Source organism: Streptomyces dioscori, assembly GCF_003024195.1.
GTDB classification, from domain to species: Bacteria; Actinomycetota; Actinomycetes; order Streptomycetales; family Streptomycetaceae; genus Streptomyces; species Streptomyces dioscori.
Genome location: NZ_KZ679050.1, coordinates 270047 through 296335 on the forward strand (window position 1 = coordinate 270047; position 26289 = coordinate 296335).

General features: G+C 71.5%; 26 protein-coding genes and 1 pseudogene. 18 read left to right on the forward strand and 9 right to left on the reverse strand.

Annotated features, from left to right (window positions below; genetic code table 11):
* Window positions 1-111: 111 nt before the first annotated feature.
* The 8 genes from C6Y14_RS30335 (at window position 112) to C6Y14_RS30370 (ending at window position 7108) form a co-directional block, all read left to right on the forward strand.
* Window positions 112-1443, forward strand: a complete 1332-nt coding sequence (locus tag C6Y14_RS30335) for a methylaspartate mutase (protein WP_225891356.1) — start codon at window positions 112-114, stop codon at window positions 1441-1443.
* Window positions 1440-2684: an ATP-grasp domain-containing protein gene (locus tag C6Y14_RS30340; RefSeq protein ID WP_107020048.1), complete on the forward strand. Its 1245-nt coding sequence runs from the start codon at window positions 1440-1442 to the stop codon at window positions 2682-2684. The genes C6Y14_RS30335 and C6Y14_RS30340 overlap by 4 nt, the downstream gene beginning before the upstream one ends.
* Window positions 2685-2736: 52 nt before the next feature.
* Entirely contained in the window at window positions 2737-3918 is a 1182-nt protein-coding gene (locus C6Y14_RS30345) for an MFS transporter (protein ID WP_107020117.1), read from the forward strand.
* 6 nt (window positions 3919-3924) lie between these two features.
* Window positions 3925-4347 (forward strand): hypothetical protein, encoded by a 423-nt coding sequence (locus tag C6Y14_RS30350; RefSeq protein ID WP_159074336.1) that lies wholly within the window; start codon window positions 3925-3927, stop codon window positions 4345-4347.
* Between the two features lie 88 nt (window positions 4348-4435).
* Window positions 4436-4705 (forward strand): GlsB/YeaQ/YmgE family stress response membrane protein, encoded by a 270-nt coding sequence (locus tag C6Y14_RS30355; protein WP_107020050.1) that lies wholly within the window; start codon window positions 4436-4438, stop codon window positions 4703-4705.
* A 186-nt stretch (window positions 4706-4891) separates the two neighbouring features.
* Complete coding sequence (locus C6Y14_RS30360; RefSeq protein WP_107020051.1) at window positions 4892-5956, forward strand: aromatic ring-hydroxylating dioxygenase subunit alpha; 1065 nt, start codon at window positions 4892-4894, stop codon at window positions 5954-5956.
* A complete protein-coding gene (locus C6Y14_RS30365) occupies window positions 5953-6147 on the forward strand; it encodes a hypothetical protein (RefSeq protein ID WP_107020052.1) in 195 nt (64 codons plus the stop codon). Before C6Y14_RS30360 ends, C6Y14_RS30365 begins: the two co-directional genes overlap by 4 nt.
* A complete protein-coding gene (locus C6Y14_RS30370; protein ID WP_107020053.1) occupies window positions 6134-7108 on the forward strand; it encodes a PDR/VanB family oxidoreductase in 975 nt (324 codons plus the stop codon). Before C6Y14_RS30365 ends, C6Y14_RS30370 begins: the two co-directional genes overlap by 14 nt.
* On the opposite strand, the gene C6Y14_RS30375 is transcribed toward C6Y14_RS30370, so the two are convergent.
* Window positions 7059-7874, reverse strand: a complete 816-nt coding sequence (locus tag C6Y14_RS30375) for an IclR family transcriptional regulator domain-containing protein (protein ID WP_107020054.1) — start codon at window positions 7872-7874, stop codon at window positions 7059-7061. The two genes, C6Y14_RS30370 and C6Y14_RS30375, sit on opposite strands and share 50 nt — an antisense overlap.
* Before the next feature lie 206 nt (window positions 7875-8080).
* Between C6Y14_RS30375 and C6Y14_RS30380 the strand changes: the two genes are divergently transcribed.
* Genes C6Y14_RS30380 through C6Y14_RS30395 form a run of 4 tightly spaced genes read left to right on the forward strand, consistent with a single transcriptional unit; the run spans window position 8081 to window position 11449 of the window.
* Complete coding sequence (locus tag C6Y14_RS30380) at window positions 8081-9052, forward strand: ABC transporter substrate-binding protein (protein ID WP_107020055.1); 972 nt, start codon at window positions 8081-8083, stop codon at window positions 9050-9052.
* Entirely contained in the window at window positions 9049-9822 is a 774-nt protein-coding gene (locus tag C6Y14_RS30385; RefSeq protein WP_107020056.1) for an ABC transporter permease, read from the forward strand. The genes C6Y14_RS30380 and C6Y14_RS30385 overlap by 4 nt, the downstream gene beginning before the upstream one ends.
* A gap of 5 nt (window positions 9823-9827) precedes the next feature.
* A complete protein-coding gene (locus C6Y14_RS30390; RefSeq protein WP_107020118.1) occupies window positions 9828-10607 on the forward strand; it encodes an ABC transporter permease in 780 nt (259 codons plus the stop codon).
* A gap of 20 nt (window positions 10608-10627) precedes the next feature.
* Complete coding sequence (locus C6Y14_RS30395) at window positions 10628-11449, forward strand: ABC transporter ATP-binding protein (RefSeq protein ID WP_107020057.1); 822 nt, start codon at window positions 10628-10630, stop codon at window positions 11447-11449.
* 79 nt (window positions 11450-11528) lie between these two features.
* On the opposite strand, the gene C6Y14_RS30400 is transcribed toward C6Y14_RS30395, so the two are convergent.
* On the reverse strand, window positions 11529-12206 hold the full coding sequence (locus C6Y14_RS30400) for an MmyB family transcriptional regulator (protein WP_107020058.1): 678 nt from the start codon (window positions 12204-12206) through the stop codon (window positions 11529-11531).
* Between the two features lie 277 nt (window positions 12207-12483).
* Between C6Y14_RS30400 and C6Y14_RS30405 the strand changes: the two genes are divergently transcribed.
* From C6Y14_RS30405 to C6Y14_RS30415, 3 genes are read left to right on the forward strand one after another with little or no spacing between them, the layout of a single operon-like run.
* On the forward strand, window positions 12484-13143 hold the full coding sequence (locus C6Y14_RS30405; RefSeq protein ID WP_107020059.1) for a helix-turn-helix domain-containing protein: 660 nt from the start codon (window positions 12484-12486) through the stop codon (window positions 13141-13143).
* A 32-nt stretch (window positions 13144-13175) separates the two neighbouring features.
* The gene (locus C6Y14_RS30410) at window positions 13176-13706 is read left to right on the forward strand and encodes a toxin-antitoxin system, toxin component (protein ID WP_107020119.1); all 531 of its coding nucleotides are present in this window, start codon (window positions 13176-13178) and stop codon (window positions 13704-13706) included.
* Between the two features lie 15 nt (window positions 13707-13721).
* Window positions 13722-14885: an MAB_1171c family putative transporter gene (locus tag C6Y14_RS30415; protein ID WP_107020060.1), complete on the forward strand. Its 1164-nt coding sequence runs from the start codon at window positions 13722-13724 to the stop codon at window positions 14883-14885.
* Window positions 14886-15004: 119 nt separating this feature from the next.
* On the opposite strand, the pseudogene C6Y14_RS45275 reads toward C6Y14_RS30415, so the two are convergent.
* Window positions 15005-15547: pseudogene (locus C6Y14_RS45275) on the reverse strand (alpha/beta fold hydrolase).
* Here C6Y14_RS45275 and C6Y14_RS44660 point away from each other — a divergent pair.
* Together C6Y14_RS44660 and C6Y14_RS30425 are read left to right on the forward strand one after the other, a co-directional pair.
* Entirely contained in the window at window positions 15464-15652 is a 189-nt protein-coding gene (locus C6Y14_RS44660; RefSeq protein ID WP_199854910.1) for a hypothetical protein, read from the forward strand. The pseudogene C6Y14_RS45275 and the gene C6Y14_RS44660 sit on opposite strands and share 84 nt — an antisense overlap.
* A gap of 177 nt (window positions 15653-15829) precedes the next feature.
* Window positions 15830-16057, forward strand: a complete 228-nt coding sequence (locus C6Y14_RS30425) for a hypothetical protein (protein WP_107020061.1) — start codon at window positions 15830-15832, stop codon at window positions 16055-16057.
* Window positions 16058-16105: 48 nt separating this feature from the next.
* Here the strand turns inward: C6Y14_RS30425 and C6Y14_RS30430 are convergent, their stop codons facing one another.
* Both C6Y14_RS30430 and C6Y14_RS30435 read right to left on the reverse strand, forming a co-directional pair.
* Window positions 16106-16849, reverse strand: coding sequence for a 4'-phosphopantetheinyl transferase family protein (locus tag C6Y14_RS30430; RefSeq protein WP_107020062.1), 744 nt, complete (start codon window positions 16847-16849; stop codon window positions 16106-16108).
* Window positions 16797-17702, reverse strand: a complete 906-nt coding sequence (locus C6Y14_RS30435; protein WP_107020063.1) for a metallophosphoesterase family protein — start codon at window positions 17700-17702, stop codon at window positions 16797-16799. The genes C6Y14_RS30430 and C6Y14_RS30435 overlap by 53 nt, the downstream gene beginning before the upstream one ends.
* A 602-nt stretch (window positions 17703-18304) precedes the next feature.
* Between C6Y14_RS30435 and C6Y14_RS30440 the strand changes: the two genes are divergently transcribed.
* On the forward strand, window positions 18305-19483 hold the full coding sequence (locus C6Y14_RS30440; protein WP_107020064.1) for an ATP-grasp domain-containing protein: 1179 nt from the start codon (window positions 18305-18307) through the stop codon (window positions 19481-19483).
* A 114-nt stretch (window positions 19484-19597) separates the two neighbouring features.
* Here the strand turns inward: C6Y14_RS30440 and C6Y14_RS30445 are convergent, their stop codons facing one another.
* From C6Y14_RS30445 to C6Y14_RS30460, 4 genes are all read right to left on the reverse strand, one after another.
* The gene (locus C6Y14_RS30445; RefSeq protein ID WP_225891357.1) at window positions 19598-20485 is read right to left on the reverse strand and encodes a sulfotransferase family protein; all 888 of its coding nucleotides are present in this window, start codon (window positions 20483-20485) and stop codon (window positions 19598-19600) included.
* 196 nt (window positions 20486-20681) lie between these two features.
* The gene (locus tag C6Y14_RS30450) at window positions 20682-23729 is read right to left on the reverse strand and encodes an alpha-mannosidase (protein ID WP_107020065.1); all 3048 of its coding nucleotides are present in this window, start codon (window positions 23727-23729) and stop codon (window positions 20682-20684) included.
* A 32-nt stretch (window positions 23730-23761) separates the two neighbouring features.
* Window positions 23762-25099 carry a 6-phospho-beta-glucosidase gene (locus C6Y14_RS30455; RefSeq protein ID WP_107020066.1) on the reverse strand — a complete coding sequence of 446 codons (1338 nt, stop codon included), beginning with the start codon at window positions 25097-25099 and terminating at the stop codon, window positions 23762-23764.
* Between the two features lie 382 nt (window positions 25100-25481).
* The gene (locus tag C6Y14_RS30460; RefSeq protein WP_107020067.1) at window positions 25482-26231 is read right to left on the reverse strand and encodes a DeoR/GlpR family DNA-binding transcription regulator; all 750 of its coding nucleotides are present in this window, start codon (window positions 26229-26231) and stop codon (window positions 25482-25484) included.
* Between the last annotated feature and the right edge of the window lie 58 nt (window positions 26232-26289).

Sequence of the window (26289 nt, forward strand, 5' to 3'; positions counted from 1 at the left end):
GATGTGCGTCGGGGCGCTGGGGCCGGGACGGGTCGGCGCGCCGGATCCCGGGGCGCCCTCCCGAGCCTGCGGGAGTCCGTCGCCTATGTCGCGGCCCTGGGCAAACCCGGTGTGCCACAGGTCCTGGCGGCGGCCCGCGACCGCGGCCGGGTGGCGGTCCAGCCCCGGTGCGGGGTGGCCGAACACACCGGCATGCGGGCCCTGTTGCGCTCCCTGGAGGCGGAGGCCGCGCCGGACGTGCTCAGCCTGACCATCGACGCGCACACCCGGCTGCGGCGCTTCGAGGAGGCCGAACGGCTCCTGGGCAGCCACCCGCAGGAGCTCAACGGCTACCCGCTGGTGGCCCACGGCTGGCGACGGGCCAGGGACCTGAACGAGGCGGTCGCCGCACCCCTGGAGGTACGGCACGGCTCACCCGAGCCGCAGCGCCTCTTCGACGTGGCCGTGGCCGGAGGGATCACCTCGTTCGAGGGCGGAGGCATCTCCTACAACCTGCCCTACTCCAAGCAGGTACCCCTGGCGGTGTCGCTCGCGGCCTGGGACCGCGTCGACCGCCGCTGCGGCGAGCTGGCCGAGCTGGGCCTGGTGGTGGACCGCGAACTGTTCGGCACGCTCACCGCCGTCCTGGTCCCGCCGTCGATCAGCCTCGCGGTCAGCGTGCTCGAAGCGGTACTGGCCGCGCGAGCCGGAGTGCGCTGCCTGTCGGTCGCGTATCCGCAGGGCGGCCATCTGGCACAGGACGTGGCCGCGCTCACCGCCGTCCCCGTACTCGCCGCGCGCTATCTGCCGCCGGGCGTCGCGGTCCACCCCGTACTGCACGAGTTCATGGGCGTCTTCCCCCGCGCGCGCCGCCACGCCGAGGACCTGATCCTGTACGGCGCGTTGGTGGCCCGCCTCGGCGGGGCCTCGAAGATCATCACCAAGACCCATCAGGAGGCGTCCGGGATCCCGGACGTGCGGGCGAACATCGAAGGGGTACGGCTGGCCGACCGGGCCAACTCCCCTCTCCTGGACTTCCTTTCGGCGGACCAGGACCGGGTCCGCGAGGAGCGCCGCTGGATCCTGGCGGAGGTCGACGAGATCGTCGGTCCGGTGCTGGAGGGACGCGCGGCCACGTCCGCGGCGCTCGCCGGGGCGATCGTCGAGGCCTTCGCCGACGGCACGCTCGACATCCCGTTCAGCGCCAGCCGTTTCGCGAGGTCGCAGATCGTGCCCCGGCGCGACCCCGAGGGCGCGATCCGGTACTTGCGCGCGGGGGCCCTGCCCCTGTCGGCGAAGTCGCTGCGACGCCACCGCGACCTGCTGGCGGGGCCGCGCGGCTCTCTGCCGTCGGCGTCCTCGCTCCCCGCGATGCTGCTCGCCGACATCAACTACTTCCCCAGCTTGTTCCGCGAGGAGCCCGAAGCCCGCGGCGAACCCGAAGCCCGCGAGGAGGCCGAATGAGGAATCCCGAGCACGTCCTGCTCATCGGCGGCACACCGAAACACCTGCGCAAGGCGGCGGCCCTCGGACTCGGGGTGGTGTACGTCCAGTTCGAGAACGAGTTCGCGCCCGGACTGCGGTCCCTGGCCGAGGCCGTCCTCCTCACCGACTACACCGACTGGCGGTCCCTGCGGCCGCTGGTGGAGTCGGCGTACGAGTCCTGGGGCTTCTCGGCCGCCGTGTCGCTCACCGAACCCGGGCTCGACCCGGCCGCCCGGGTGAACGACCTGCTGGGACTCGGCGGAACACCGTACGAGGTCAGCCACCGCTTCACCGACAAGTGGCTCATGCGCCGCCGTCTCGCCGAGGGACCACAGGTCGGCGCCCGCCGGGTCGCCGCCGAACTGCTCACCGTGGACGACGACTTGGACCGATTCGGAGCCGCGCACGGCTTCCCCTTCATCGTGAAGCCCACCAGCGGCACGGCGAGCTTCGGTGTCGTCAAGGTGGACGGCGCGGATTCACTCGGAGCGGCCCGGCAGCGGATCCGCCGGCTGCACACGTCCACGGACCACCCGCTGACCGGCGCGTACGACATCGAACGGTTCATGATGGAGGAGTACGTCCCGGGGCCGCTGTACAGCGTGGAGACCTTCAGCTTCGACGGGCGGCATGTGGTGCTCACCGTCACCGAGGCCATCACCCGCCCGCGGACCCACGTACACGTGGGCCACGCCCTGCCGGCCCGGCTCTCCGCCGAGGACGAGGAACGCATGGCCGACACCGCCCGGCGGTTCCTCCGTGCGATGGGATTCCGGGACGGCCCCGCGCACACGGAGATCATCCTCAGCCCGCAGGGGCCGGTGATCTGCGAGTCGCAGAACCGGGTGGGCGGCGCCCTGCTGACCGACATGATCGAAGCGGTGTACGGGTGCGACGCGCAGTCCCTGGCCATTTCCTGGGCCCTGGGTCTTGCCGACCCGCTGCCCGGGCGCCCGGTGGCCCGGGGCGCCGCCGCGAGCTGGCTGGTGGTGGCCGAGGAGGGCAGGGTCGAGCGCGTCGAGGGTGTCGAGCGGGTACGCGCCGCCCCGGACACCCTCACGGTGAGTCTCGGCGTGGCGCCCGGCGACCTGGTCCGCCCGTTGGAGGGCCAGTGGGACGGCCTGGGCCATATCTCGGCGCTCGGCCCCGACACCGACGCCGCGATCGACGCGTGCCGGCGCAATCTGCGGGAGATCAGGATCCGCACACGTGCGGCCTGAGGACCGAACACGGCGACGGCGGCCAGGCAGCAGCAACTCCGCACCACCATTGGTGACTTGGCCGCTGACACTCCGTCTGGTCACGATCGTCGGAGCCTCGGCCGGCTTCTTCCTGCTGCTGTCGGTCGTCCCCCTGTACGCGGAGGAGTCCGGGGGCGGGAGCGGCGCGGCGGGGCTGTCCACGAGCGCGCTGATGCTGGCGACCGTCTGCGGCGAACTGGCCGCGCCCCGTCTCACGGCCCGCTTCGGCTACCGTCTCGTGCTGGCGACCGGGCTGGTGCTGCTGGGCGCTCCCTCGCTGCTGCTGACCGTGTCGCCCATGGCGCAGAGCATGGGCTGGATCGTGGCCGTCTGCCTCGTGCGCGGCGCGGGCTTCGCGTTGACCGTGGTCGGCGGCGGTGCCCTGACCGCGGTGCTGATACCCCCCGAACGGCGCGGCGAGGGCCTGGCCCTGGTGGGTGTCGTGTCCGGGGCGCAGTCGGTGGTGGCCCTCCCCCTGGGCGTATGGCTGGCCCGACACGCGGGCTTCACAACGGTGTTCGTCCTGGCGGCCGTCCTCCCCCTCGCCACCGTCCCCGCGGTGGCGGGCCTTCCCCGTCGTGAAGCGGCCGCGCGGAAGCCCCTGGGCATGGTCGACGGTTTCCGCACCCCCGCGCTGGCCCTGCCGGCCGCGGTCTTCGGGACCACGGCGCTGGGCGCGGGGATCATCGCCACCTTCCTGCCGCTGGCCGTACCGCCGGACCGGGCGGCGCTGGTCTCGGCGGCGCTGTTCCTGCAAGCCGCCACGGCCATCGGGGCCCGCTGGGTGGCGGGCCGGTACGGTGACCGCCACGGTCCTGCCGGGCTGGTCGTCCCCGGTCTGCTGCTGTGCGCCGGCGGCATGCTGGCGACCGCGCCGACGGGCAGCGCCGCGGCCGTTCTCGTCGGCATGGCCCTGTTCGGCACCGGCTTCGGCATCGCCCAGAACGCCACGCAGACACTGATGTATGCCCGCGTTCCCCCCTCGGGCTACGGCGTGGCCAGCGCCCTGTGGAACTTCGCCTACGACGCGGGAATGGGCCTCGGCGCCGTCCTCTTCGGTCTCCTCAGCGCGGGAACGGGCTACGCCGTGGCCTTCGCCGCGACCGGCGCCCTCATGACAGCCGCACTGGTCCCGGCCTGGTACGACCACCGGCTGTCCCACCGGCCCACTCCCACCCCGGGGGTCGGTTCGAGTGGTCCGGGTGACATATAAAGACGCATGAGAAAGAGCATGGCCGTCGTCGCGGCCGAAGCGCTCGCCCGCGGCCCGCGAGAGCCCCACCCGGCAGACCTCACCCACGGCCCCGTCGTCGCCGACCGCTGGACCGACGGCCCCCTCGGCTTCGTCCTCCTGCTCCACCGCAGGGATGACGGCTTCGTCGCCGGCGAGCTCTACCACTCCCTCAGGACGACGGACGGCTCCTGGACAGGACCCGACCCCCTCTCCGGAGGAGTCCTCGGCTTCGATCCCACCGACCCCGCGTCCGTGGAGGCCGTCCTGTCCGGCGCCGCGCTGAGGGTCGTCCCGGTGGAACGCGGCGGCCGGCCGACAGCGACCCCGCACGACGGCCTCGACCTGTTCTGCGCGGACGATCCGCCCGGTCCGCCCCCGGGCCGGGGCATCACCGCCGAAAGCCTGTGAATCCGAAGGACCCGTGTTTGAAAACACCGGCACGGAACACTCGGATGCTCTGACACAGTCTTTATACGACCAGGTAGGAGACACAATCATGGGCATCATCGCCTGGATACTCATCGGTCTTTTCGCGGGCATCATCGCCAAGGCGCTCATGCCCGGCAAGGACCCGGGTGGCATCATCATCACGATGCTCATCGGTATCGCCGGTGGTCTCCTCGGCGGCTGGCTCGGCAAGGTGATCTTCGGCGTCGACTCCATCGACGGCTTCTTCGAGATCTCCACCTGGATCGCCGCCATCGTGGGCTCGCTCATCCTGCTGGCCGTGTACCGAGCCGTCACAGGCAACCGCCGCCACGCCTGACCCCGCACCCGCACGGGTTCCGAAAAACGGCTCCGCCCTCCCCTCGGGAGGGCGGAGCCGTTTCGCACGGCGGGCCACCCCGGGCACGCCTCGCGCTCGCAGACTTCCGCGAGACGGAAGGGGCATTGCGGCCCGATGACGCTCTCCTCGACGATGCCACCACCATCAGAGACGGGAGCAGCAAAGATGCCGCACACCACCGCCTTCGCCAGGAACCAGTGGTACGTAGCCGCCTACGCCCATGAGGTCGGGCGGGAGTTGTTCGGGCGGACCGTGCTCGGTGAGCCTCTCGTCTTCTATCGGACCGAGGACGACGGCCGGCCCGTCGCCCTGCACGACCGGTGTGTGCACCGCCGTTATCCGCTGTCCGCCAGCGGGCTCGACGGCGACCGGATCGTCTGCGGGTACCACGGGTTCACGTACGACACGACGGGTGCGTGCGTGTACGTGCCCGGTCAGAAACGGGTCCCGCGTACCGCCCGCGTCGCCTCCTACCCCGTGGTCGAGCAGGACTCCCTGATCTGGGTGTGGATCGGCGACCCCGCCCTCGCCGACCCGGAGGTCATACCGCGGGCCAGGCATCTCGACTCCCCCGGCTGGGTCACCGTCAGCGGGATGGAGCCGATCGACGCCGACTACGGGCTCCTCGTCGACAACCTCCTCGACCTGTCCCACGAGACGTATCTGCACGGCGGTTACATCGGTACCCCCGAGGTCGCCGAGACGCCCATCACCACCGAGGTGGACGAGGGCGCCGGCATCGTGCGGGTCAGCCGGCGCATGGACGACGCCGCGTGCCCGCCCTTCTACGCGAAGTCGACCGGCATAGAAGGGCGGATCACGCGGTGGCAGGACATCGAGTATCACGCGCCGTGTCTGTATCTGCTGCACAGCCGGATCGCTCCGGTCGGTGTCGTGCCCGCACCGGACGGCAGCGACCCGAACGGCTTCCACACGGAGATCACGTACGCCATCACCCCGTCCGCCGACGGCAAGGTGTACGACTTCTGGATGGTCTCGCGGGACTGGGCGACCGACGACGCCGAGGTGACCGAGTTTCTGCGGGCCAACAACCACACGGTCGTGATGCAGGACGTCGACGCGCTCAACCTGCTGCAGCGGACGCTCGGCACCGAGCGGAGCGGCTACCAGGAACTGAGCATCAACATCGACACCGGCGGTCTGGCCGCCCGCCGCATCCTCGCCCGGCTGGTCGAGGAGGGCGACAAGCCCGTGGAGAAGGTCCTGTGAGCGGTTCCACCGGTGAGGTCTACCGCGTCGACTGGCTGCCGGGCACCGACGTGCTCCACGGCACCTGTCACTGCGGCGCCGAGCACACCGCCGAGGACCCGGTCGCCATGTGGGAGTGGATGCTCGCGCACCCCGAAGGACACACACCTGAGGGGCACACACCCGAGGGGCATCGCCATGACCTCGTATGACGTTTACGAAGCCGAACTCGTCGTCCAGCGGCGGGACTTCGCCGCCGACGGCGTGCTCGCCCTCACCCTTCGCCATCCGCTCGGCGACGAGTTGCCCGGCTGGGAGCCGGGCGCCCACGTCGATGTGGTCCTGGGGCCTGACCTGGAGCGGCAGTACTCCCTGTGCGGCGATCCCGCCGACCGGCGCGAGTGGCGCGTCGCGGTGCTGCGGGAACCCGACGGACGCGGCGGATCCGCCCATGTGCACGAGGAGTTGGAGGTGGGCGACAAGGTCCGGGTGCGTGGGCCCCGTAACCACTTCGCCCTGGAGCCGTCGCCCCGCTACCTCTTCGTCGCGGGCGGCATCGGCATCACCCCGATCCTGCCGATGCTGGCCGCGGCCGAGGCGGCGGGCGCCGACTGGACGCTGCTGTACGGCGGGCGGACTCGCAACTCCATGGCTTTCAGAGAGGAGTTGAAGTGTTACGGGGGTCGGGTGCGTGTCGTTCCGCAGGACGAGTACGGGCTGCTCGATCTCGCCGGCGCGCTCGGCGGCTCCCCGCGGCCGGACACGCTCGTCTACTGCTGCGGCCCGGGTCCGCTGCTGGACGCCGTGGAGGAGCGGTGCGCGGGGTGGCCGAGCGGCACCCTGCACGTCGAGCGCTTCCAGCCCAGGGGTAACGGTATGACGGGCCCTCAGGGGGGCTCGGCTGACGCCGGGTTCGAGGTCGTTCTGGAGCGGTCCGGCCGCACCCTCACCGTGCCCGCCGATGCCACCGTGCTCGACACCGTGCGCGCGGCGGGTGTCGAGGTGCTCTTCTCCTGCACCGAGGGCACCTGCGGGACCTGCGAGACGGACGTCCTGGACGGTACGCCCGACCACCGGGACTCGGTGCTCACGGAGGAAGAGCGGGCGGCCGGCGAGACCATGCTCATCTGTGTGTCCCGGTGCCTCGGGAAGCGCCTCGTGCTCGACCTGTGATCCGCAGGTCGGCCTCGATCCGGGCGACCGTGGCCAGCAGATGGGGCAGCAGGTCACGGCGTACGGACTCCACCGAGTTGCGGCTGGCGTGCACGGGGATGTTGACGGCCGCCACCACCTCGCCGTCCCGGTCGCGCACCGGGACGGCGACCGAGCGCAGCCCCTCCTCCAGTTCCTGGTCGACGATCGCGTACCCCTGACGGCGTACCCGGCGCAGTTCGGTGCGCAGCAGTTCGGCCGAGACGACCGTGCGGGCCGTCAGGGGGGTCAGGTCCGCGCGTGAGAGCCGGGCGTCGATCTCCTCGTCGGGCAGCTGGGCGAGCAACACCCTTCCCACCGAGGTGACGTGGGCCGGAAAGCGACTGCCGACGGTGATGGTCGCGGTCATGATGCGGTGCGTCGGTACGCGGGCCGCGTACACGATGTCGTCCCCGTCGAGGACGCACAGGGACGACGACTCCCGTATCTGCGTGACGAGTTGCTCCAGATGGGGCTCGGCGATCTCCGGCAGGGTGAAACTGGACAGGTAGGAGTATCCGAGTTCCAGGACGCGCGGGGTGAGCCGGAACATCCGGCCGTCCGTCTGCACGTATCCCAGGTCGAAGAGGGTCAGCAGGAAGCGGCGGGCCGCCGCGCGGGTCAGGTCGGTGACTCGCGCCACCTCGCTGAGCGTGAGCTCCGGATGGTCGGCGTCGAAGGCGCGGATGACCGCGAGGCCGCGCTCGAAGGAGCGGACGAAATGCGGTTCGCGGGCTCCAGCAGGCATCAACGCCTCCACGGGACGCACGCACGGGACGCACGAGGGTGCGCTCTGCGCACGCTAGGAGCACACTTCGGCAACTGTCAACGACCGTGCGTGTCAGGAGCATTGACCTGTTCCACGGCCAGGTTCTACGTTCCCGCTGAGCACTTCTGTGCGGTCTGCGCACAGCCTGTCGAAGAACTGTCCCAATATTTTCCATAGGGGGAGTGATGCGTCGTCTGCTCATCGGCCTCGTGACCGGCGCCACGTTCGTCGCCGTGACGGCCTGCGGTTCGTCCGACTCCCCCGGGTCGGACGACAAGGACAAGGCGTCCGGCGGTACCACCACGGTCAAGGTCGGCGTCATCCCCATCGTCGACGTCGCCCCCCTGTACCTGGGCCAGAAGAAGGGCTTCTACAGCGAACGCGGCATCGAGTTGTCGCTGACCAGCGCGCAGGGCGGCGCGGCGATCGTGCCGGGGGTGGTTTCGGGCCAGTTCGACTTCGGCTTCAGCAACATGACGTCCCTGCTGGTCGCCCAGTCCAAGAACGTGCCGGTCGAGGCCGTGGTGAACGGGGTCGCGTCCACCGGCAAGAAGGGCGCCGACTTCGCGGAGCTGGCCGTGAAGAAGGGCAGTCCCCTCAAGTCCGCCAAGGACGTGGAGGGCAAGAAGGTCGCCGCCAACACGCTCAACAACATCTGTGACACCTCGACCAGGGAGTCGGTCCGCAAGGACGGCGGCGACCCGTCCAAGGTGAAGTTCGTGGAGATGCCCTTCGACCAGATGCCGGCCGCGCTCGAAGGCGGTCAGGTGGACGCGGCCTGTGTCGTGGAACCGGCGCTCGCGAGCATCAAGGCGCAGGGCGGCACCTCCATCGCGTCGCTCTTCGTCGACGTGTCGCCCGACCTCACCGTGGCCATGTTCTTCTCCTCGCAGAGTTATGTGCGGAAGAACCCGGAGATGGTGAAGAAGTTCCAGGCGGCGACCATCGAGTCCCTGGAGTACGCGGACAGCCACCCGGAGGAGGTCCGCGAGATCATCACCACGTACACGAAGATCCCGAAGCCGCTGGTGGAGTCGCTGGTCCTGCCGCGGTGGCCCGCCGAGCCGGACCGCCGATCCATCGAGAGGCTGGCCGAACTGGGGCAGCAGGACGGCCTGTTCGAGAAGGAGCCGGACCTGGACAAGCTCCTTCCGTGAGGGGCGCCAACGCCCTGCTGGGCGCCTGCGGGCTCGCGGCCTTCCTCGCTCTCGGCGAGGCGGTGCCGCGGCTCGGGCTGGTCGACGAGGAGTACTTCCCGCCGACCAGCCGCATCGCCGACGCCCTCGCCGGCGAGCTGTCCGACGACGCGTTCTGGACCGCACTCGGGGACACCCTCACCGGCTGGGCGATCGGGCTCGTGATCGCCGTGAGCGCGGGCATCGTCGCGGGTGTCCTGATCTCGGTCACACCGTATCTGCGCGAGGCGACCGCCTCGACGATCGAGTTCCTGCGCCCGATCCCGTCGGTCGCCCTGATCCCGCTCGCCGTGCTGCTGTACGGCACCGAACTGCGCTCGGTGCTCCTGCTGGTCGTCTACGCGTCCTTCTGGCAGGTCCTCGTACAGGTCATGTACGGCGTCCAGGACGTGGACCCGGTCGCCGAGGAGACCGCCCGCTCGTACGGCCTCGGCACCTGGGCGCGGGTCCGCCATGTGCTCTGGCCCACGGCCCTCCCGTACGTCATGACGGGGGTGCGGCTGGCCGCGGCGGTCGCGCTGATCCTCGCCGTGACGGCCGAACTCGTCATCGGCGCACCGGGGTTGGGGGCGCGGATCGCCGTGGCGCAGACCTCGCAGGCGGTGCCGGAGATGTACGCGCTGGTAGTGGTCACCGGTCTGCTGGGGCTGCTCATCAACGTGGGCGCGCGGACCGTCGAGCGGCGGGCGCTGGCCTGGCACCAGTCCGTACGCGGGGAGGTGGCGGTGTGAAAGGCCTGGAACGCGTCCTGCTGCGGCTGCTCCTCGTCGTGGCGCTGCCCGCGCTGCTCGTCGTGGCGTGGTGGTACGCGTCGGACGGCAGCACTGACATCTACTGGCCGCCGCTGCGCACCATCCTCAGCACGTTCCCCGACGTGTGGACCGGCGAGCGGCTGCGCGAGGACGTGCTGCCCAGTGTGCTGCGGCTGAGCGCCGGTTACGCGTGCGCGGCCGTCGCGGGCGTCGCGCTGGGCACGGTGATCGGCTCGTACCGCGGGGTGCGGGCGGTGTGCGAGCCGGTCCTCGAATTCCTGCGGGCGGTGCCGCCGCCCGTGCTCGTCCCGGTCATCATGCTGTTCGCGGGCATCGGCGACACGATGAAGGTCGTGGTGATCGCGAGCGGCTGCGTCTGGCCGATCCTGCTGAACACCGTCGAGGGCGTACGGGCGGTGGACTCGGTGATGTCCGAGACGGCCCGCTCCTACGGCATCACGGGCGTGGCGCGGCTGCGGCACCTGGTGCTGCCCGCGGCGAGCCCGCAGATCTTCGCGGGGCTGCGCCAGGCCCTGTCCATCGGGATCATCCTGATGGTCATCAGCGAGATGTTCGCCGCCAGCAACGGGCTCGGTTTCACCATCGTCCAGTTCCAGCGCGGCTTCGCCATCCCCGACATGTGGACCGGGATCCTGCTGCTCGGGCTGCTCGGGTTCGTCCTGTCGGTCGTCTTCCGGTTCGTCGAGCGTCGTGCGCTCGGCTGGTACCACGGTGCGCGCGACGCTTCCCGGCGGTCGTCGTGAACCTCGTGAAAGGGCGGTCCATGCTCGACGTACGCGGCCTGAAGAAGGTCTACGAGGGATCGGGCCGGCGGGTGGAGGCGGTGCGCGACCTCACCTTCACGGTGGACGCCGGTGAACTGGTCTGTCTGGTCGGGCCGTCCGGCTGCGGCAAGACGACCCTGCTGAAGTGTGTGGGCGGCCTGCTCACTCCCACGGCGGGCGAGGTCCTGATCGGTGGCCGACGGGTGACCGGTCCGCCGCCGGACATGGCGGTCGTCTTCCAGGAGTACGGGCGCAGCCTGTTCCCCTGGATGCGGGTGCGCGAGAACGTCGAACTGCCCCTCAAGCAGAAGAAGTTGACGGCTGCCAGGCGGCGTGAGCTGGTCGCCGACGCGCTGGCCTCCGTCGGCCTCATGGACGCGGCGGGCGCGTACCCCTGGCAGCTGTCCGGCGGCATGCAGCAGCGGGTCGCCATCGCCCGCGCGCTTGCGTACGAGCCCCGAGTGCTGCTCATGGACGAGCCGTTCGCGGCGGTGGACGCCCAGACCCGGGCCGATCTGGAGGATCTGGTCCGCGGGCTGTGGCGGCAGCGGGGCATCACGATCCTGTTCGTGACGCACGACATCGACGAGGCCGTCTATCTCGGTGAGCGGGTGCTGATCCTGTCCTCCTCCCCGACCGTCGTCCAGGAGCAGCTGAAAGTCGATCTCCCCGCCGACCGGGACCAGTTGCACACCCGGGTGGCCCCGCGCTTCGCCGAACTGCGCACGCATGTGTACGAGCAGATCCAGGCGGCGAAGCGTGGCACCCCGGTCGCCGACCGCCTGGTGAAGGACCTCACCGACACGCCTCCGCCTCAGTAGGTCCCAGCAGACCCCAGTAGGCGCAGTAGGCCCCAGCAGGGCGGTGTACGCACGTGTCACCGGCGGCCGGAGAAGGTCCTCACGCCTCGGCGGCCGGCACCACGCTGAGGTGGCCCGCCGTGCGCCGGCCGCGGCCGGGTCTGCTCGTCCGGCGCTTCGCCGGTGCCGGGCGGCGGGCCTCGCGCAGGACCAGCGTCAGCCGTGTGTACCCCATGTCGTGCAGGGTCTTGGGGGTCTCACCGACGATCCGGCAGGTGCTCCCCCACCGCGGATCGGGATGCAGCAGCGGCCGCACGGCGCCGTCGTGCTCGACCGCGTGCCGGCCCACCGTGCGGATCCAGTGCGGCAGGCCGTGCCGGTAGGCGGCGTCCATGATCGGGTCCTGGGCGATGTCCCGCAGGATCGACTGGAGTCCGTGGTCGTGGCCGTGCCGCTCCACGGCGGCGGCGAAGTGCGCCAGCATCGGCAGGCACCAGCTCGACTCGTGCTCGGCGAGGACCGTGCCCGCGTCCGGGTGGAACAGCACGAACCGCAGGAAGTTGTCGCCGGGCATGGCGGTGGGGTGCGGGCCCACCGCGCGGAAAAGTGTCTCGAACGCGTCGTTGGCGAGGACGACGTCCCAGCGGTGGTCGACGACGACGGACGGAAAGGTGACGGCGTCCAGAAGTGCTGCGTAGTCCTGGAGGTACGCCTGGGCCTCAAGACTGTCGGGGACGGGCCGCGGCTGCGGCCGGGGCCCTCCTGCCTGGTATGCCATCGGGAGGTCCACCCCTCTTGCCTATGCGGGCTTCACGCGGCGTCGTGATCCTGCTACCCCGGCCGGAGCGGTGTCAACTATCGTGGCATTTGGCGCCCGTTGACGGCTGAATCCCGCCACAGTTGTGGCGAGACCTGGATGCGAGTTCGACCAAAGGGCTACTCTCCGGTCTTCGGGCAGTTCACGCTGCACAACACGGATCCCCACAGGGACTTCACGTCCGAGGGGTCCGGTTCCCCCTCAGCGGTCGGTCGATCGAGACGTAGGAGAACTGTCGGTGACGGATGGCTTCGAGGTTCCGGGCGCCACGGCGACGGGTCTGCTGCCGGCCGTCGTGGCCCGGGTCGCCGGTCTGGCGGACCGGCTGGGCACACCGCACAGCGAGGTGTTCGACGTCCGCCGGCTGTCCGCCGCGTCGGGTGTCCCCGAGGTCGTGGTCGCGTCCCTGCTGAACGGCCGGTCGGCGGGCGAGCCCGACCTCCAGGCCCGGTTCCTGCAGCGCCTCGACCTGCTGCGCCGTACCCGCCTGAAGCCGAACGGCCGCCGGTACACCCAGCAGGAGATCGCCGACGGCGCGGGCATGTCGCGTCAGCAGGCGGGCGCCCTCATCAACGGCGACCGGCGCCCCACCATGGAGCACTGCGACGCCATCCAGCGCTTCTTCCGCGTCCACGCCGGTTTCCTGTCCGCCGAGGACCCTGAGGCACTGGTCGGCGCCCTGCAGCGCACCGAGCAGGATCTGCTCCAGCGGCTCGCCGACCGGGAGCGGCAGGCGGACCCCGCGATCGCGGACGACCCGCTGGAGCGACTGCTGCAGGACCACGGGGTCCGCGGCATCGCCTGGCGGGCCGCGCAGCTGCCCACCGACCAGCACCGGGACAAGGTCGCCGAGTGGCTGGACATGCTCCTGGAGAGCGTCAAGCGGCCCGAGTCGTGATCCGGGGGACCTCCGTGGGCGTCGGAAGGGAGATGCGCCGTCTGTGCGGCGAGCTCGTCGACGAGCTGTCGCTCCCGGCCCCCGCGGAACCCGGGGAGCTGTACGCGGCACTGTGCGGGGCCATGAGCAGCCGGCGCGGCCGACCGGTCCGCTTCCGTACGGCCCCCTTCCCGCCGGGCACCGCCAGCGGGCTCTGGCTCGACCTCGCGGACTGGGACCTCGTGGTCGTCGAGGAGCGCACCGCGCCCGACCACCAGCTGGTGATTCTCGGCCACGAACTGTGGCACATGAGCGCGGGCCACCGCGGCCACCAGGTGGAGGGTGCGGCCGTCGCCGCCCGGCTGCTGTCGGACGACGCCGATCTGCGGGCGACCGTCCGCCAGGTGGCGGCGCGCACCCGGTTCGACCTGGCCGACGAGAAGGACGCCGAGAGCTTCGGGCTGCTCCTGTCGAGCAGGTGCCGGGGGTGGCTGGCCGGTCCGGGCTCGCGCGGGCCCGTACGGCGCGAGGGTCTGGCGGGCCGCATCGAGGCGTCCCTGGGCTACCGCGGGCCGCAGGACTGAGAGCGCCGGCACCTCGTGGACGGGTCCAGTTACTACCTGCCCGCCGTCGCCATGGCGGCCGTCCTGGCCGTCAAGTGCCCCTCGCTGCGGCGCTCCTGGCGTGATCCGCTGCTGCGGTCGGTGTGCTGGCTGCTGGCGCTGACGGGGCTGGTGTTCTTCTTCGCGGCGCCGCCGACCATCGCCGAGGTCAACGACATCGTCGGCGTCACGAACGTCTCCGCGCCGCTCGTCTACTGTCTGCTGAGCGCGTTCAGCGCGGCTTGTCTGGTGCTGATCGTCAACTGGCGCGGCGGCCCGCCCGAACGGACCCGGCGGCTGTCCCGGCGCTGGATCACCGGGTACGGCGTCGTGATCGTGGCGCTGGTCGTACTGTTCGCCCTCGGTGACACCCCGGTCGAGCGGCTGCGGGACTTCGACACGTACTACGCCGACGAGCCGTTCGTCCGCGAGATGATCGTGCTCTATCTCGGCGCGCTGGCCGTGGCGGGTGTCGCGATGAACGTGATGTGCGGTCGCTGGGCGCTCCAGGTGCACGGCCGGCTGCGGGCCGGACTGCTGATCATCGTGGCGGGCTATGTGTGCAACATCGCCTATCTGACGGCCAAGTCCACCGCGGTGGTGGCGCGCTGGAACGGCGGGAACCTCGACCACCTGAGCACCGACGTGGCCCCGGTGCTCGCCTCGGCCGGGGCGCAGATCAGCGCGGTCGGCTTCTGTCTTCCGCTGGCCTGTCAGCGGGCCGGCGACACCTGGTCGACCTGGTGCACGTACCGCCGGCTCGGGCCGTTGTGGCGGGAACTGGCACCCGTTGCGCCATACGCGGGCCGCGCGGCCCGGATGTCCTGGTGGTCCCCCGCCGAACTCCAGGTCACCCGGCGGGAGTCGGACATCCACGACGGCCTGCTCAGCCTCCACCCCTACTTCGACGCCGGGTTACGGGCCCGCGCGCACGCCGCGGCCCTCGCGTCGGGCTCCGACCCGGCCCAGGCCCGCGCCGAGGCGGACGCGGCGATGGTGGCAGCGGCGATACGGTCCCGCACCGCCGCCCCCGAGGGCAGACCCCCCGAGTCCCCCACCCCGACGGAGCCCACCGAGACCCCCCGCGACCTGGTACGCATGTCCCAGGCCCTGCACCACTCCCCGGTGGTGCAGGCCACCCGCACCGGGACCGCCCCCTGAAGGACGACACCGCGCACCCCTTTCCTCGAAGGCGGCGCAGCCCCTTCGAGGGGCGCGGGGAACTGCGCGGCCGGCCACGACGCACCCGCAGTCGACACACAACCCAAGACCCCCGGACATCAGGTCGCACTCCGCTCACTGACTGCCCGCAGGTCCCGCTCCCGCGCACGACTGCGCACCACGTCCGCCCGGGACCCCGCCGCCTCAACACAAGGCCGCCCGTCCCGCAGCAGCGCACCCCACCGCTCCCGACTCCAGTCGGCAGGACTGGTCCCCCGACGAACTCCCGCACGGGCGCGAGCAACCGCACAGGCTCCGCATGGAACGGAAAGTGCCCGGCGCCTTCGAAGATCTCCAGCCGGCTCCCCGGAGCAACTCGGGCGCGTCCTGCCCGAGGTCGGTGTCGAGCAGCGGGCATCAGATGCGCGAACAGCCGGGCCTGGAACGCCGGCCACCGAGTAGTCGGCCCGTGGCTTGTCCGCGGCGCCGTGGCCCAGCAGGTCGGGCGCGACCCCCGTATGGGTGCGGGCCGGACCGGGGACGATCCCGGCCCAGGTCGCCGAGGAGTCGCCGATGCCGTGGATGAGGACGAGGGCGGGGCCCTCACCGGTCACGCGGTAGGCGCGGCGGTGTCCGTGCACCACGCGGTGCCGCAGCCGCAGTTCGCCGTCGCCCACGGGCCGCAGCCGCGTGGCCCCGCACGGGCGCCGTCGTGGGATGCCGACCACCGGATCGTCTCCCCTCTGCGGGCCTTCGTTCCAGCGTGAGCCCCTTGTCCGACAACGGGTTTCCGTGCGGTTTCCCCTCGGCTGACCGGGCGAACGAACACGCACGGAAAGGGCATTGTCAGTGGCGGACGGCAAGCTGGACCCAGCGCCACCGCTGTGCGGCGGCGCGAGCAGGACCGAAGAGCGGAAGCCGAGCCGAACCGGGAGAGCCGTCCGATGCCGACAGCCGTACTGACCGATCACGAACGCACCGCCGTGCAGGCCTATCTGCGCCTGCTGCAGACCGTACGAGCCGCCATGGACGCCCCGTCGGGTTCGGGGCGGCCGGTCGTCGTGCCGCCCTCGGCCCTCGCGGAGGCGGAGCGCGCGCTGGCCGCGGCGGGCCTTGAGGGCAACGAGGAGGCGTTCTTCCGCCTGCTGCACACCTGGTGCCCGGAGGTGTGATGAACCACCGTCAGCCCCTGGGCCGCCCGTCGCCGGGCGGAGCCGCGCTCAGTCCTGCCCGTGCCGGCCGTCCTGCCCGTGCTGCCCGTCCTGCGCGTGCGGGACGGTCACCGAGGTCGCCACGAGTCCCCGGCTCACCGTCCAGCGTCCTTCGAAGCGGCCGATGCGACGGCCGTCCACCACCGGACCCGGCACGAGGAGTCCGGCGCTCAGGCCGCCGGACGTGGTGTGTCCGGGATCCATGAAGACCTCGATGTCGGCCTCCGAGAAGTCGAGCCATTTCCCGGTGAGGGGGAACCACGCCTTGTAGACCGACTCCTTGGCGCTGAACAGGAGCCGGTCCCAGTGGATCTGCGGGTGGTCGGCGGCCAGCTCGCCCAGCCGCCGGACCTCGTCGGGCAGCGCCACCGAGGGCAGCACGTCGGCGGGGAGCGGCAGATGGGGTTCCGCGTCGATGCCGAGGGAGGCCAGGTCGGTGGCCCTGGCCAGTGCGGCGGCGGCGTAGCCCTCGCAGTGCGTCATGCTGCCGATCAGCCCCGCGGGCCAGCGCGGGGCTCCCCGGTCGCCGCTGAGGACGGCCTGCGGGGGCACGCCGAGCTTCTCCATGGCCCGTCTGGCGCACCCGCGGACCACGGTGAACTCGCGGCGCCGTTTCTCGACGGCGCGCGCGATCAGCGCCTCTTCCCCGGGATACAGCTCGGGGTGGGGCGTCGGGGCCCCCATGCCCTCGGCGTGGTCGTCAGCGTGTGCCTCCACGGCCACGACCGACTCCGGGAGCAGTTCCTCGATCACCGGATCCGACCTCCATCGGCAGAATGCGGCGCAGCTTGCCCGGCGGTTCCGAGCGCTTGCGCCACTCGCGGGGGTAACCCACCGACACCTCTTCGAAGCGGACGCCGTCGAGCCAGGTGGTGCGGGGAATGTGCAGGTGGCCGTAGACCATGACGGCCACGCGGTGGGTGCGGTGCCAGTCCGCGGTGAGCCGGGTGCCGCACCACATGGCGAACTCCGGGTACCAGAGGACGTCCGTCGGGTGCCGGTCCAGCGGGTAGTGGTTCACGAGCACCGTGGGCAGCCCGTCGGGGATCTCCGCGAGCCTGCGTTCGGTCTCGGCCACCCGGGCCCGGCACCAGGCCTCACGGCTGGGGTACGGGTCGGGGTGCAGCACGTGCTCGTCGGTGCAGACGATGCCGGTGCCGTGGGCGTACGCGAGGCCCTCTTCCTTGGTGGCGCAGCCCGCGGGCAGGAACGAGTAGTCGTAGAGGAGGAAGAGAGGGGCCACCACGACCGGTCCTTCGGGGCCCTCCCACACGGGGTAGGGGTCCTCGGGGGTGACCACGCCCAGCTCGCGGCAGAGCTGTACGAGGTATTCGTAGCGGGCCACTCCGCGCAGGGTGACGGTGTCCTTGGGGTGGGTCCACAGTTCGTGGTTGCCCGGTGCCCAGATCACCTTCTTGAAGCGCCGGCTGAGCGTTTCGAGGGCCCAGCGGATGTCGGCCACCGTCTCCGCGACGTCGCCGGCCACCAGGAGCCAGTCGTCGTCGGTCTCGGGGCGCATCTCCTCGACGAGGGCGCGGTTCTCGGCGTATCCGATGTGCAGGTCGCTGATGGCCAGCAGCCGGCCCTGACGGTCAGCCGTCGTCACCCTCGCCCCCTCCCCGTGCCGGGACGCCTCGCGGCCGCCCGGATGAGAACACAAGAACACACGCCCCCGTCGCCGTACAAGAGCGACTCCGCCCCGGTCCGACCCTGACGCCGAGGCCCGCGCGGCACCCGGCCGCCCCACCTCGCGGACCACCCTCCGCCCCACCGCGCGGGACGGCACTCCGGCGCCGCGCAGCGGCACGCCCACCCGGACGGCGTCCGGGCGCTGCGCACGCCCCGGACACGGGTCCGCGCCCGCCCGCCGATCAGTCGGTCACCCGATCCGACGATCCGACGACGGTGATATGGAGCACCGGTGGGCGCCCCGGCGCACCCCGCCGCGACCGCGCGGCACCGGCCCGGCGCAGGGCCTCTGACCTGCCAAGCGAGCCGCCGCGAGACCGTCGGACGGGCCCGTGCGGCGGGCCCGCCGGGCGATTCCGTAACACGCCCGTAGCAGCAGCACTGCTCAGGAACCCCTATGATCGGCCATACACAACCGCCACGAACTCCCGTTTTCGAACGGCGGTTTTGTGTACCCACTAAACCTCTTGCCGAGCACGGCCTGCTTTGACGTGCCCGCAAACCTGAAAGGCGGCCTGCATGGTCTCTCGCGTACGCGTCTGGCTCAACCGCACGTACGCGGAGAACGTGTTCTTCATGGATCAGCTGCGGCGAAATCCGTGTGGCCGCGCGGTCGAGATCCACGCCACCCACGGTGACCCCGACTCCCCGATCCTGGCCGCCGCGGACATCGCCGCGATGGAGCCGGAGGGGCTGTCCCCGGCCGCCTACGTCGAGTACGCGCTCGACCAGTGTGTCCGGAACTCGATCGACGTGTTCGTGCCCGTCCTGCACCAGACCGCCCTGGCGGAGCACCGCGAGGAGTTCGCCGCGGTCGGCACGGCGCTGCTCGCGCCGCCCGCCGAGGCCGTGCACACCTTCCAGGACAAGGTCGTCGCGTACGAGGCCGTCGAGAAGCTCGGCGTGCCGACGCCTCCGTGGTGGCGGGTCCGCACCGCCGACGAGCTGATCGCCGCGGTCGACGAGCTGGAGGCCGCCGGTCACAAGGCGTGCTTCAAGCCCGCTTCCGGAGCGGGTGGCGTCGGTTTCCGCATCATCACGCGCACCCCCTTCTCGCTCATGCACCTGAGCGGCTTCCCCAGCCCGTACATGCCGCTGGACCTGGTCGTCCAGGCGCTGCGGCAGGCGGACGAGCCCGTGGACTGGCTTGTCATGCCCCTTCTGGGTGAGCCCGAGGTGTCCGTGGACTGCCTCACCGGCCCGGACGGACGGGTCCGGATGGCGGTCGGCCGGACGAAGAACGGTCGGCGGCGCGGTTTCACGCTCGACCCGTCGTTCATCGAGCCCGCCCGGGTCCTCGCGGAGGGCTTCGGGCTGCACTACCTGACGAACATCCAGTTCCGGATGCTCGGTGACGAGCCGGTCCTGATGGACGTGAACACGCGCCCGGCGGGCGGTCTGCACCAGCTCTCGCAGTGCGGGATCAACGCGCCGTGGGCCGCCGTGCGTCTCGCGCTCGGCGAGGAGCCGGGCGATGTCGTCCCGCCGTTCCTCGGTTCGGACTACGCGGTGGTCTCCGGGCCGCGCGCGGTGCGTCCCGTGTCGGCGCCGGAGCAGCACACGGACCTGGACCTGCCCGCCCATGTGCCGGCGCCGGACGCCGCCGCCGAAGCGCAGACGGCCCATGCGACCCACCCGGCCAAGGCGACGCATTCGGCTCAGGCCTCGCAGTCCTCGGACAGGCCCCTGACGGTCTGATCCGGCAGCAACTGCTCCGGGACCGGCCGCGGCGACCTGCAGTTCACCTCGGTCACAGCCGGGTTGACCGGGCCGACCGTCATGGAGCGGAGTACGAACCTCGGGGGTGCCCGGTCAGCCGACCGGGTACCCCCATTTTTTCGCCAACTCGGCGAGCCGCGGCGGTAGTTCGGCCTTCGGGCCGGCCGGGCGGGCCGGCTGGATACGGCCCGACCTGATGGTGGGGCTCCAGTCGCCGAGCTGCGGCCGGAACGTGCCGTGGTCCTTCTTCCCGTAGTCGAGCATCGCGCTCTCCCAGGGCACATCGAGGTACGCGCACAGTCCGCGCGTGGCCCGCTCCGGATCGGCGGTGAGGTCCTCGTACGTCATCACATGGGCGTCGAGGGTGCGGCGGGCCTCTTCGAGCCGTACGCCGTAGTCGAGCACCTCGGCGCGGATCTGTTCGGGGTCGGGGTCGGTGCGGCGGTCGGTGAGCGAGGCGACCACGGCGCCGGGGTGGCGCAGCAGCACGATCCAGCGGGCGTTGGGCCAACATCGGTGCAGACGCGGCCAGATGAGGGTGTTGGGCGGCGTCTTGTCGACGATGATCCGCTTGCCGGAGCGGGCCAGTTCCAGGTGCATCACCCGGTCCCACAGCGTGTGCTCCAGCTCCTCCTTGTCCAGCTCCAGCGCCCGCATGGCGTCGGCGGTGAAGCCGCGGGAGAGATGGACGTGCAGGGTGCGCAGATGCATCTCGTGCGGGGCGCGGATGCTGCTGTGGCTGTTCAGCAGGACCCTCAGGAGGGTCGAGCCCGAGCGGACGCAGGACAGAACGAAGACCGGCGAGTCCACCAGCCGCGGGGCGCGGGGCGCCACATAGCCGTCCCCGGCGCGGGAGCCGTCGGCGGCACGGGGCGCAGGCAGGGCGGCGAGGTTCCGGCGCGGCGGGCCGACCGCCTGGGCCATCAGTCTGCCGCGGCGGCGAAGCCCCTTGCCGATCGCGGACATGCGCGGGTCTCGCACGGTGACACCTTTCTCTCGCACTGCCCCCATCGCGCTCATCACAGGGGCGCCGAGCGAACCGCAGGTGTCGCGCAGGGAAAGGGGACAGGTCACGGCGGACGGGGGACCTCTCCCCCACCCGCCGTGACCAGGCCTTTCAGCGCTTCCTTAATTGTTCATGGGAAACGGGGTCACCGCTTCCGCATGCGTGTGTCCCTCACTTCCGCACGCTCAGGCGCAGCGTCTGGATCTCGAAGGGGCGCAGGGTGACGGGCACGCCGTTCCCGTCCGTGTCCGCCGTCGACAGGGGGCGCTCCAGGAGGTCGGTGATCTCGGCACCGGCCAGCGGGAAGCTCGTGCGCAGGGTGCCCTGCGCCCGGCCGCCGCGGGATTCGTAGAGGCGTACGACGACATCGCCCGAGGCGTCGTCGGCGAGCTTGACGGCCTCGATGGTGACGCCGTCGCCCTCGACGGAGACGACAGGTTCGGGGGTGCCCGCCGAGTCCGCGACCCGCAGCGGCAGGTTGAGCGAGTAGCCCTCGGCGACCGCGTCCTCGATGCTCGCGCCGGGCAGCAGCGCGTAGGTGAAGTGGTGCCTGCCCTGGTCGGCCGCCGGGTCGGGGATGCGCGGGGCGCGGACCAGGCTGAGCCGGACCGTGGTCGTCGTACCCCCGTCCTCACGCACTGTGCGGGAGACGTCGTGGCCGTAGGTGGAGTCGTTGATGACCGCGACGCCGTAGCCGGGCTCGCCGAGGTGGACCCAGCGGTGGCCGGAGACCTCGAAGCGGGCCGACTCCCAGGTGGTGTTGGTGTGCGTGGGCCGCTGGATGTGGCCGAAGGCGATCTCGGCGGACGAGTGCGCCGCCCGGATGTCCACCGGGAAGCCGGCCTTGAGGAACTTCTCGGCCTCGTGCCAGTCGATGTCCGTCTCGAAGTCGATCCGGGGGCTGCCGGCGCGGAGGCTGATCGTCTGCGTGATGCGCGAGCCGTTGCCGAAGGAGCGCTCGACGCGGATCGCCCCGAGCAGCGGGCCGTCCTCGACGACCGTCACGTACTCGGCGTCCAGGAGGTCCGTGTAGCGGTTCTTGTAGTGCTTGTCGACGTCCCAGGCGTCCCAGTAGTTCGGGAGGTCGGTGTGGAGCCGGAGCAGGTTGCCCTTGTCCGCGAGGACCTCACGGCCGCCGGCGCGCAGATCGCGTACGGAGGACAGGGTGCCGTCCTCGGCGATCTCGACGCGGACCAGGCCGTTGTCGAGGACGCGGCCGGTGACGGTCACGGGGTTCGGGACCGCACCCGCGCCGAGGGGCGCACTGCCGTTCGCGGGGACGACCGTGTGGGCGAGGGTGCCGTCGGCGGTCCGTACGACCTCGCGGCGCTCGACGGGGCTCGTGTTGAAGACGCGGGGGTCGCCCGTGCCGAGCGCGGTGACGGCCTCGGCGGTCAGTGCCTCGACCTCCTCGGCGACGCGCGCGTACTCGGCCTCCGCCTCGCGGTGCACCCAGGCGATCGAGGAGCCCGGCAGGATGTCGTGGAACTGGTGGAGCAGGACCGTCTTCCAGAGCCGGTCGAGCTTGTCGTGCGGGTAGGCGTAGCCGGGCGCGTGCAGCGCGGCCGTGGTGGCCCACAGCTCGGCCTCGCGGAGCTTGTGCTCGCTGCGGCGGTTGCCCTGCTTGGTGCGGGCCTGGGAGGTGTAGGTGGCCCGGTGCAGCTCCAGGTACAGCTCGCCGACCCAGACCGGGGCGTCGGGGTACTCCGCGCGGGCCTTGGCGAAGAACTCGTCGGGGTGCTCGACGACGACCTTGGGCGAGCCCTCCAGGTCGGCGAGACGGCGCGCCCGTTCCATGATCTCGCGGGTGGGGCCGCCACCGCCGTCGCCCCAGCCGAAGGGGGCCAGCGAGCGGGTGCCGACGCCCTTCTCCTGGTAGTTGTTGGTGGCGCGGGCCATCTCCTCGCCGCTGAAACGGGCGTTGTAGGTGTCGACGGGCGGGAAGTGCGTGAAGATCCGCGTGCCGTCGATGCCCTCCCACCAGAAGGTGTGGTGCGGGAACTTGTTGGTCTGGTTCCAGGAGATCTTCTGGGTGAGGAACCACTCGTTGCCTGCCAGCTTGGCGAGCTGCGGGTAGGACGCGGTGTAGCCGAAGGAGTCCGGCAGCCACACGCCCTTGGTCTCGACGCCGAAGTGCTCGATGAAGAACCGCTTGCCGTGGACGAACTGGCGGGCGACGGCCTCGCCGCCGGGCAGGTTGCCGTCGGCCTCCACCCACATGCCGCCGACCGGCGCCCACTGGCCCTTCTTGACGGACTCCTGGATGCGGGCCCAGACCTTCGGGTAGTTGTCGCGCACCCACTCGTACTGCTGGGCCTGCGAGCAGGCGAAGATGAAGTCCTCGTACTCGTCGGCGAGCGAGGTGACGTTCGAGAAGGTGCGGGACGTCTTGCGCTTGGTCTCGCGGATCGGCCACAGCCACGCGGAGTCGATGTGCGCGTGGCCGACGCCGGAGACGATGTGGGCGCTGGCGTTGGCGGGCCTGGACAGCGCGGGCTTGAGCGCGGCGCGTACGTCGGCGGCCGAACCGGCGATGTCGTCGAGGTCCAGCAGGTCCAGGGCCCGGTCCAGAGCATGGGTGATCTCGTGCCGGCGGGGGTCGTGCTCGCCCAGCTCCAGCATCAGCTCACGCAGGACCTGGATGTCGAGGTCGAGGTGCCAGACCTCCTCGTCGAGGACGGCGAGGTCCGCGCGACGGAACGTGTAGAGGGGCTTGTCGCCGGCGGTGCGGATGTCACCCATCGGCGTGATCTTCGAGAAGTCGTCGGCGAGGATGTCCGGGTTGGAGGCCGCCTCGACCAGGTAGTCGATCTCTTCGCCGCCGACGGCGGGGTTGGCGATCGCCACGTACTGGTTGAGCGGGTTGACCGCCTTCAGCGGGGTGCCGTCCGTGAGGTGGACGAGGGCCTCGGCCTGGTTTCCGGGCCAGTCGCCGACGAAGCCGAGGTCGATGACCGCCTCGACGCGCCGCCCCGCCCACTCGGCGGGCACCTGCCCGCGCATCCGGAACCATGTCGTGCCCCAGGGCGGGCCCCACGGGGTGTCCATCGTGAAGGGCGTGTACGGGGCGGACGCGGCCTCCTCGAAGGGGACGGGCTCCCCCGGTGCCTGCCAGGCCTCGACCTCGAAGGGCACGGCCGCGGCGTAGATCGCGGCCTTGATGCGCTGGTCGTGAAGGCGCTGGACGCGCTCCTCGATCCGCCGGCGTTCGTCGTGCATGAAAGTCTCCAGGTAACGAGCGGGGAAAGCGCTTACTTGAGGTAGGCGAGACCAGGATGGACCGCGGTGTAACCGTCCACCAGGTTGCGGGCCACATTCACCGAGTCGACCAGCGGATGCAGCGCGAAGGCCTTCACGGCCGTGGCGCGCGATCCCGACGCGGCGGCGGCCAGCACCTCCCGCTCCACGGCCTTCACCGCGCACACCAGACCGGTGGCGTGGTCGGGCAGCGGGGCGACCGCGACCGGGTGCGCACCGTTGGCGTCGACGAGGCAGGGCACCTCGATGACGGCGTCCGCGTCGAGCGCCGCGAGGGTGCCCTGGTTCCGGACGTTGAGGATGAGCGTGGTCCGCTCGTCACGGGCGATGGCCCGCATCAGGGCGAGGGCCACCTTCTCGTAGCCGCCGGAGAGGTCGTCGGCATCGCGCTCGCCCGCACCGGCCGTCTCCCGGTTCTCGGACATGTACGTGGCCTCGCGCTCGGCCCGCGTACGGTCCCAGGCGGTGAGGGCGGCGCTGTCCGGGCGGCTCATCTCCTCGTAGAAACCGGCCTGCTGGTCGCGCAGGAACGCGCCGCGGGTCTTCTCGGCCTGGCTGTACGCGCGGACGGCCTCGCGGTTGAAGTAGTAGTAGTGCAGATACTCGTTCGGGATGGCGCCCAGCGACTGGAGCCAGTCGGTGCCGAAGAGCTTGCCCTCCTCGAAGGAGCCGAGCAGGTCGGTGTCGGCGAGCAGGCGCGGGAGTTCGTCGCGGCCGGCGACGTGGAGGCCGCGGACCCAGCCGAGGTGGTTGAGGCCGACGTAGTCGATCCAGGCCTCGCGCGGGTTGGCGCCCAGCACCCGGGCGATCCGGCGTCCGAGGCCCACCGGGGAGTCACAGATGCCGATGACACGGTCGCCGAGGTGGCGGGACATGGCCTCGGTGACCAGGCCCGCCGGGTTGGTGAAGTTGATGAGCCAGGCGTCGGGCGCGAGCCGGGCCACGCGCTGGGCGATGTCGACGGCCACGGGAACCGTGCGCAGGCCGTAGGCGATGCCGCCGGCGCCGACCGTCTCCTGGCCGAGGACGCCCTGGTCGAGGGCGACCCGCTCGTCGGCGGCGCGGCCTTCGAGGCCGCCGACGCGGATCGCGGAGAAGATGAAGTCGGCGCCGCGCAGCGCCTCGTCGAGATCCGTGGTGGCGGTCACGGCCGGTGCGTCCGGATGCGCCGCCGCCTGCTCGGCGAGGACCCGGGCGACGGCGGAGAGCCGTCCCTGGTCCAGGTCGTGCAGGACGACGTCGGTGACGCGGCCCTCGCCGCGGTCGCCCAGGAGCGCCCCGTACACGAGCGGCACGCGGAATCCGCCGCCGCCCAGAATCGTCAGCTTCACGCAACTGCCCTTTCGCTGTTCCTCGGGGTCATCAGGGTCATCAGGGTCGACGGGGGCGGCGGTGCGGCGGGGGCCGCCGGTGCCGCCAGGGCCACCGGTGTCGCAGGGGCCGCCGGGGCCATCGGTGCCACAGGGGCCGCTGGTGCCATGGGTGCCATGGGTGCCGCCGGTGCCATCGCGGCCCCGGAGCCCGCCCTCGGGTTCCCGCGCACGTTGGGGGCCACTGGTGCCATCAGTGCCACAGGGACCGCCGGTGCCATCAGTGCCCCAGAAGCCGCCGGTGCCATCGCGGCCCCGGAGCCCGCCGTCCGGTTCCCGCGCACGCCGGGGCCCGTCGGCCCCTCCCGCGCGCCGGGCCCCGTCACCCCCTCGCGTGCGCCGCTCACGTGAGCACCACGCGTACGCCCGCCTCTTCCAGGGCGGCGCGCGTCCCGGCGTCCGCCGGTGCGTTGGTCACCACGACGTCCAGGTCCTCGGGTCCGCAGACCTTCGCCATCCCCGTCCCCGGGAACTTGGCGCGGTCGGCGAGCAGGACGACCCGGTCGGCCGCCTTGATCATGGCGCGCTTCACCGGCACCTCGACGACGGTCGTGTCCATCACCTGCCCTCCCGGTCGTACTCCGCTTGTTCCCAGGAACAGCCAGTCCGCATGCAGCTGGCGCAGGTTGTCCTCGGTGAGGAAGCCGACCAGCGAGCGGTACTCGCGGCGGACCATGCCGCCGAGCAGGACCAGCTCGATGGCCTCGTCGTCCACCAGCTCCTCGTAGACGACGAGGTTGCTGGTGATCACGGTGATCCGGCGGCCGTGCAGCTGCCGGGCCAGCCGGTAGGCGGTGGTGCCGATGTCGAGCAGCACGGACTGGCCGTCCTCGACCAGGCCCGCCGCGCGCGCCGCTATGGCGTCCTTCTCGGCCACGCGCACCTCGGCGACCTCGGCGAAGGGCTGGTCGCCCTCCTCGGCGACCGCTCCGCCGTGTACGCGGGTGAGCAGGCCCTCCTCCTCCAGCTTGAGCAGGTCGCGCCGGACGGTGGCGGGGCTCACGCCGAGCTGCTCCGAGAGGTCGGTCACGGCCGCGGGGCCGCCGGAGCGCAGGGCCCGCAGGATGAGTTGATGTCGTCTCTCTGCCAGCACGAGCTGAACAGTACTCGTCATCGGTGAGCATTTCTATGCTTACTTTTGCTCGACTCTT

Coding starts and splice junctions, on each gene's coding strand:
- C6Y14_RS30400 (WP_107020058.1), bottom strand. CDS start 12,206: ATGGCATACCAGGCAGGAGGGCCCCGGCCGCAGCCGCGGCCCGTCCCC.
- C6Y14_RS30370 (WP_107020053.1), top strand. CDS start 6,134: ATGACCTCGTATGACGTTTACGAAGCCGAACTCGTCGTCCAGCGGCGG.
- C6Y14_RS30450 (WP_107020065.1), bottom strand. CDS start 23,729: ATGCACGACGAACGCCGGCGGATCGAGGAGCGCGTCCAGCGCCTTCAC.
- C6Y14_RS30380 (WP_107020055.1), top strand. CDS start 8,081: ATGCGTCGTCTGCTCATCGGCCTCGTGACCGGCGCCACGTTCGTCGCC.
- C6Y14_RS30425 (WP_107020061.1), top strand. CDS start 15,830: ATGCCGACAGCCGTACTGACCGATCACGAACGCACCGCCGTGCAGGCC.
- C6Y14_RS30410 (WP_107020119.1), top strand. CDS start 13,176: ATGCGCCGTCTGTGCGGCGAGCTCGTCGACGAGCTGTCGCTCCCGGCC.
- C6Y14_RS30340 (WP_107020048.1), top strand. CDS start 1,440: ATGAGGAATCCCGAGCACGTCCTGCTCATCGGCGGCACACCGAAACAC.
- C6Y14_RS30440 (WP_107020064.1), top strand. CDS start 18,305: ATGGTCTCTCGCGTACGCGTCTGGCTCAACCGCACGTACGCGGAGAAC.
- C6Y14_RS30360 (WP_107020051.1), top strand. CDS start 4,892: ATGCCGCACACCACCGCCTTCGCCAGGAACCAGTGGTACGTAGCCGCC.
- C6Y14_RS30355 (WP_107020050.1), top strand. CDS start 4,436: ATGGGCATCATCGCCTGGATACTCATCGGTCTTTTCGCGGGCATCATC.
- C6Y14_RS30395 (WP_107020057.1), top strand. CDS start 10,628: ATGCTCGACGTACGCGGCCTGAAGAAGGTCTACGAGGGATCGGGCCGG.
- C6Y14_RS30375 (WP_107020054.1), bottom strand. CDS start 7,874: ATGCCTGCTGGAGCCCGCGAACCGCATTTCGTCCGCTCCTTCGAGCGC.
- C6Y14_RS30350 (WP_159074336.1), top strand. CDS start 3,925: ATGAGAAAGAGCATGGCCGTCGTCGCGGCCGAAGCGCTCGCCCGCGGC.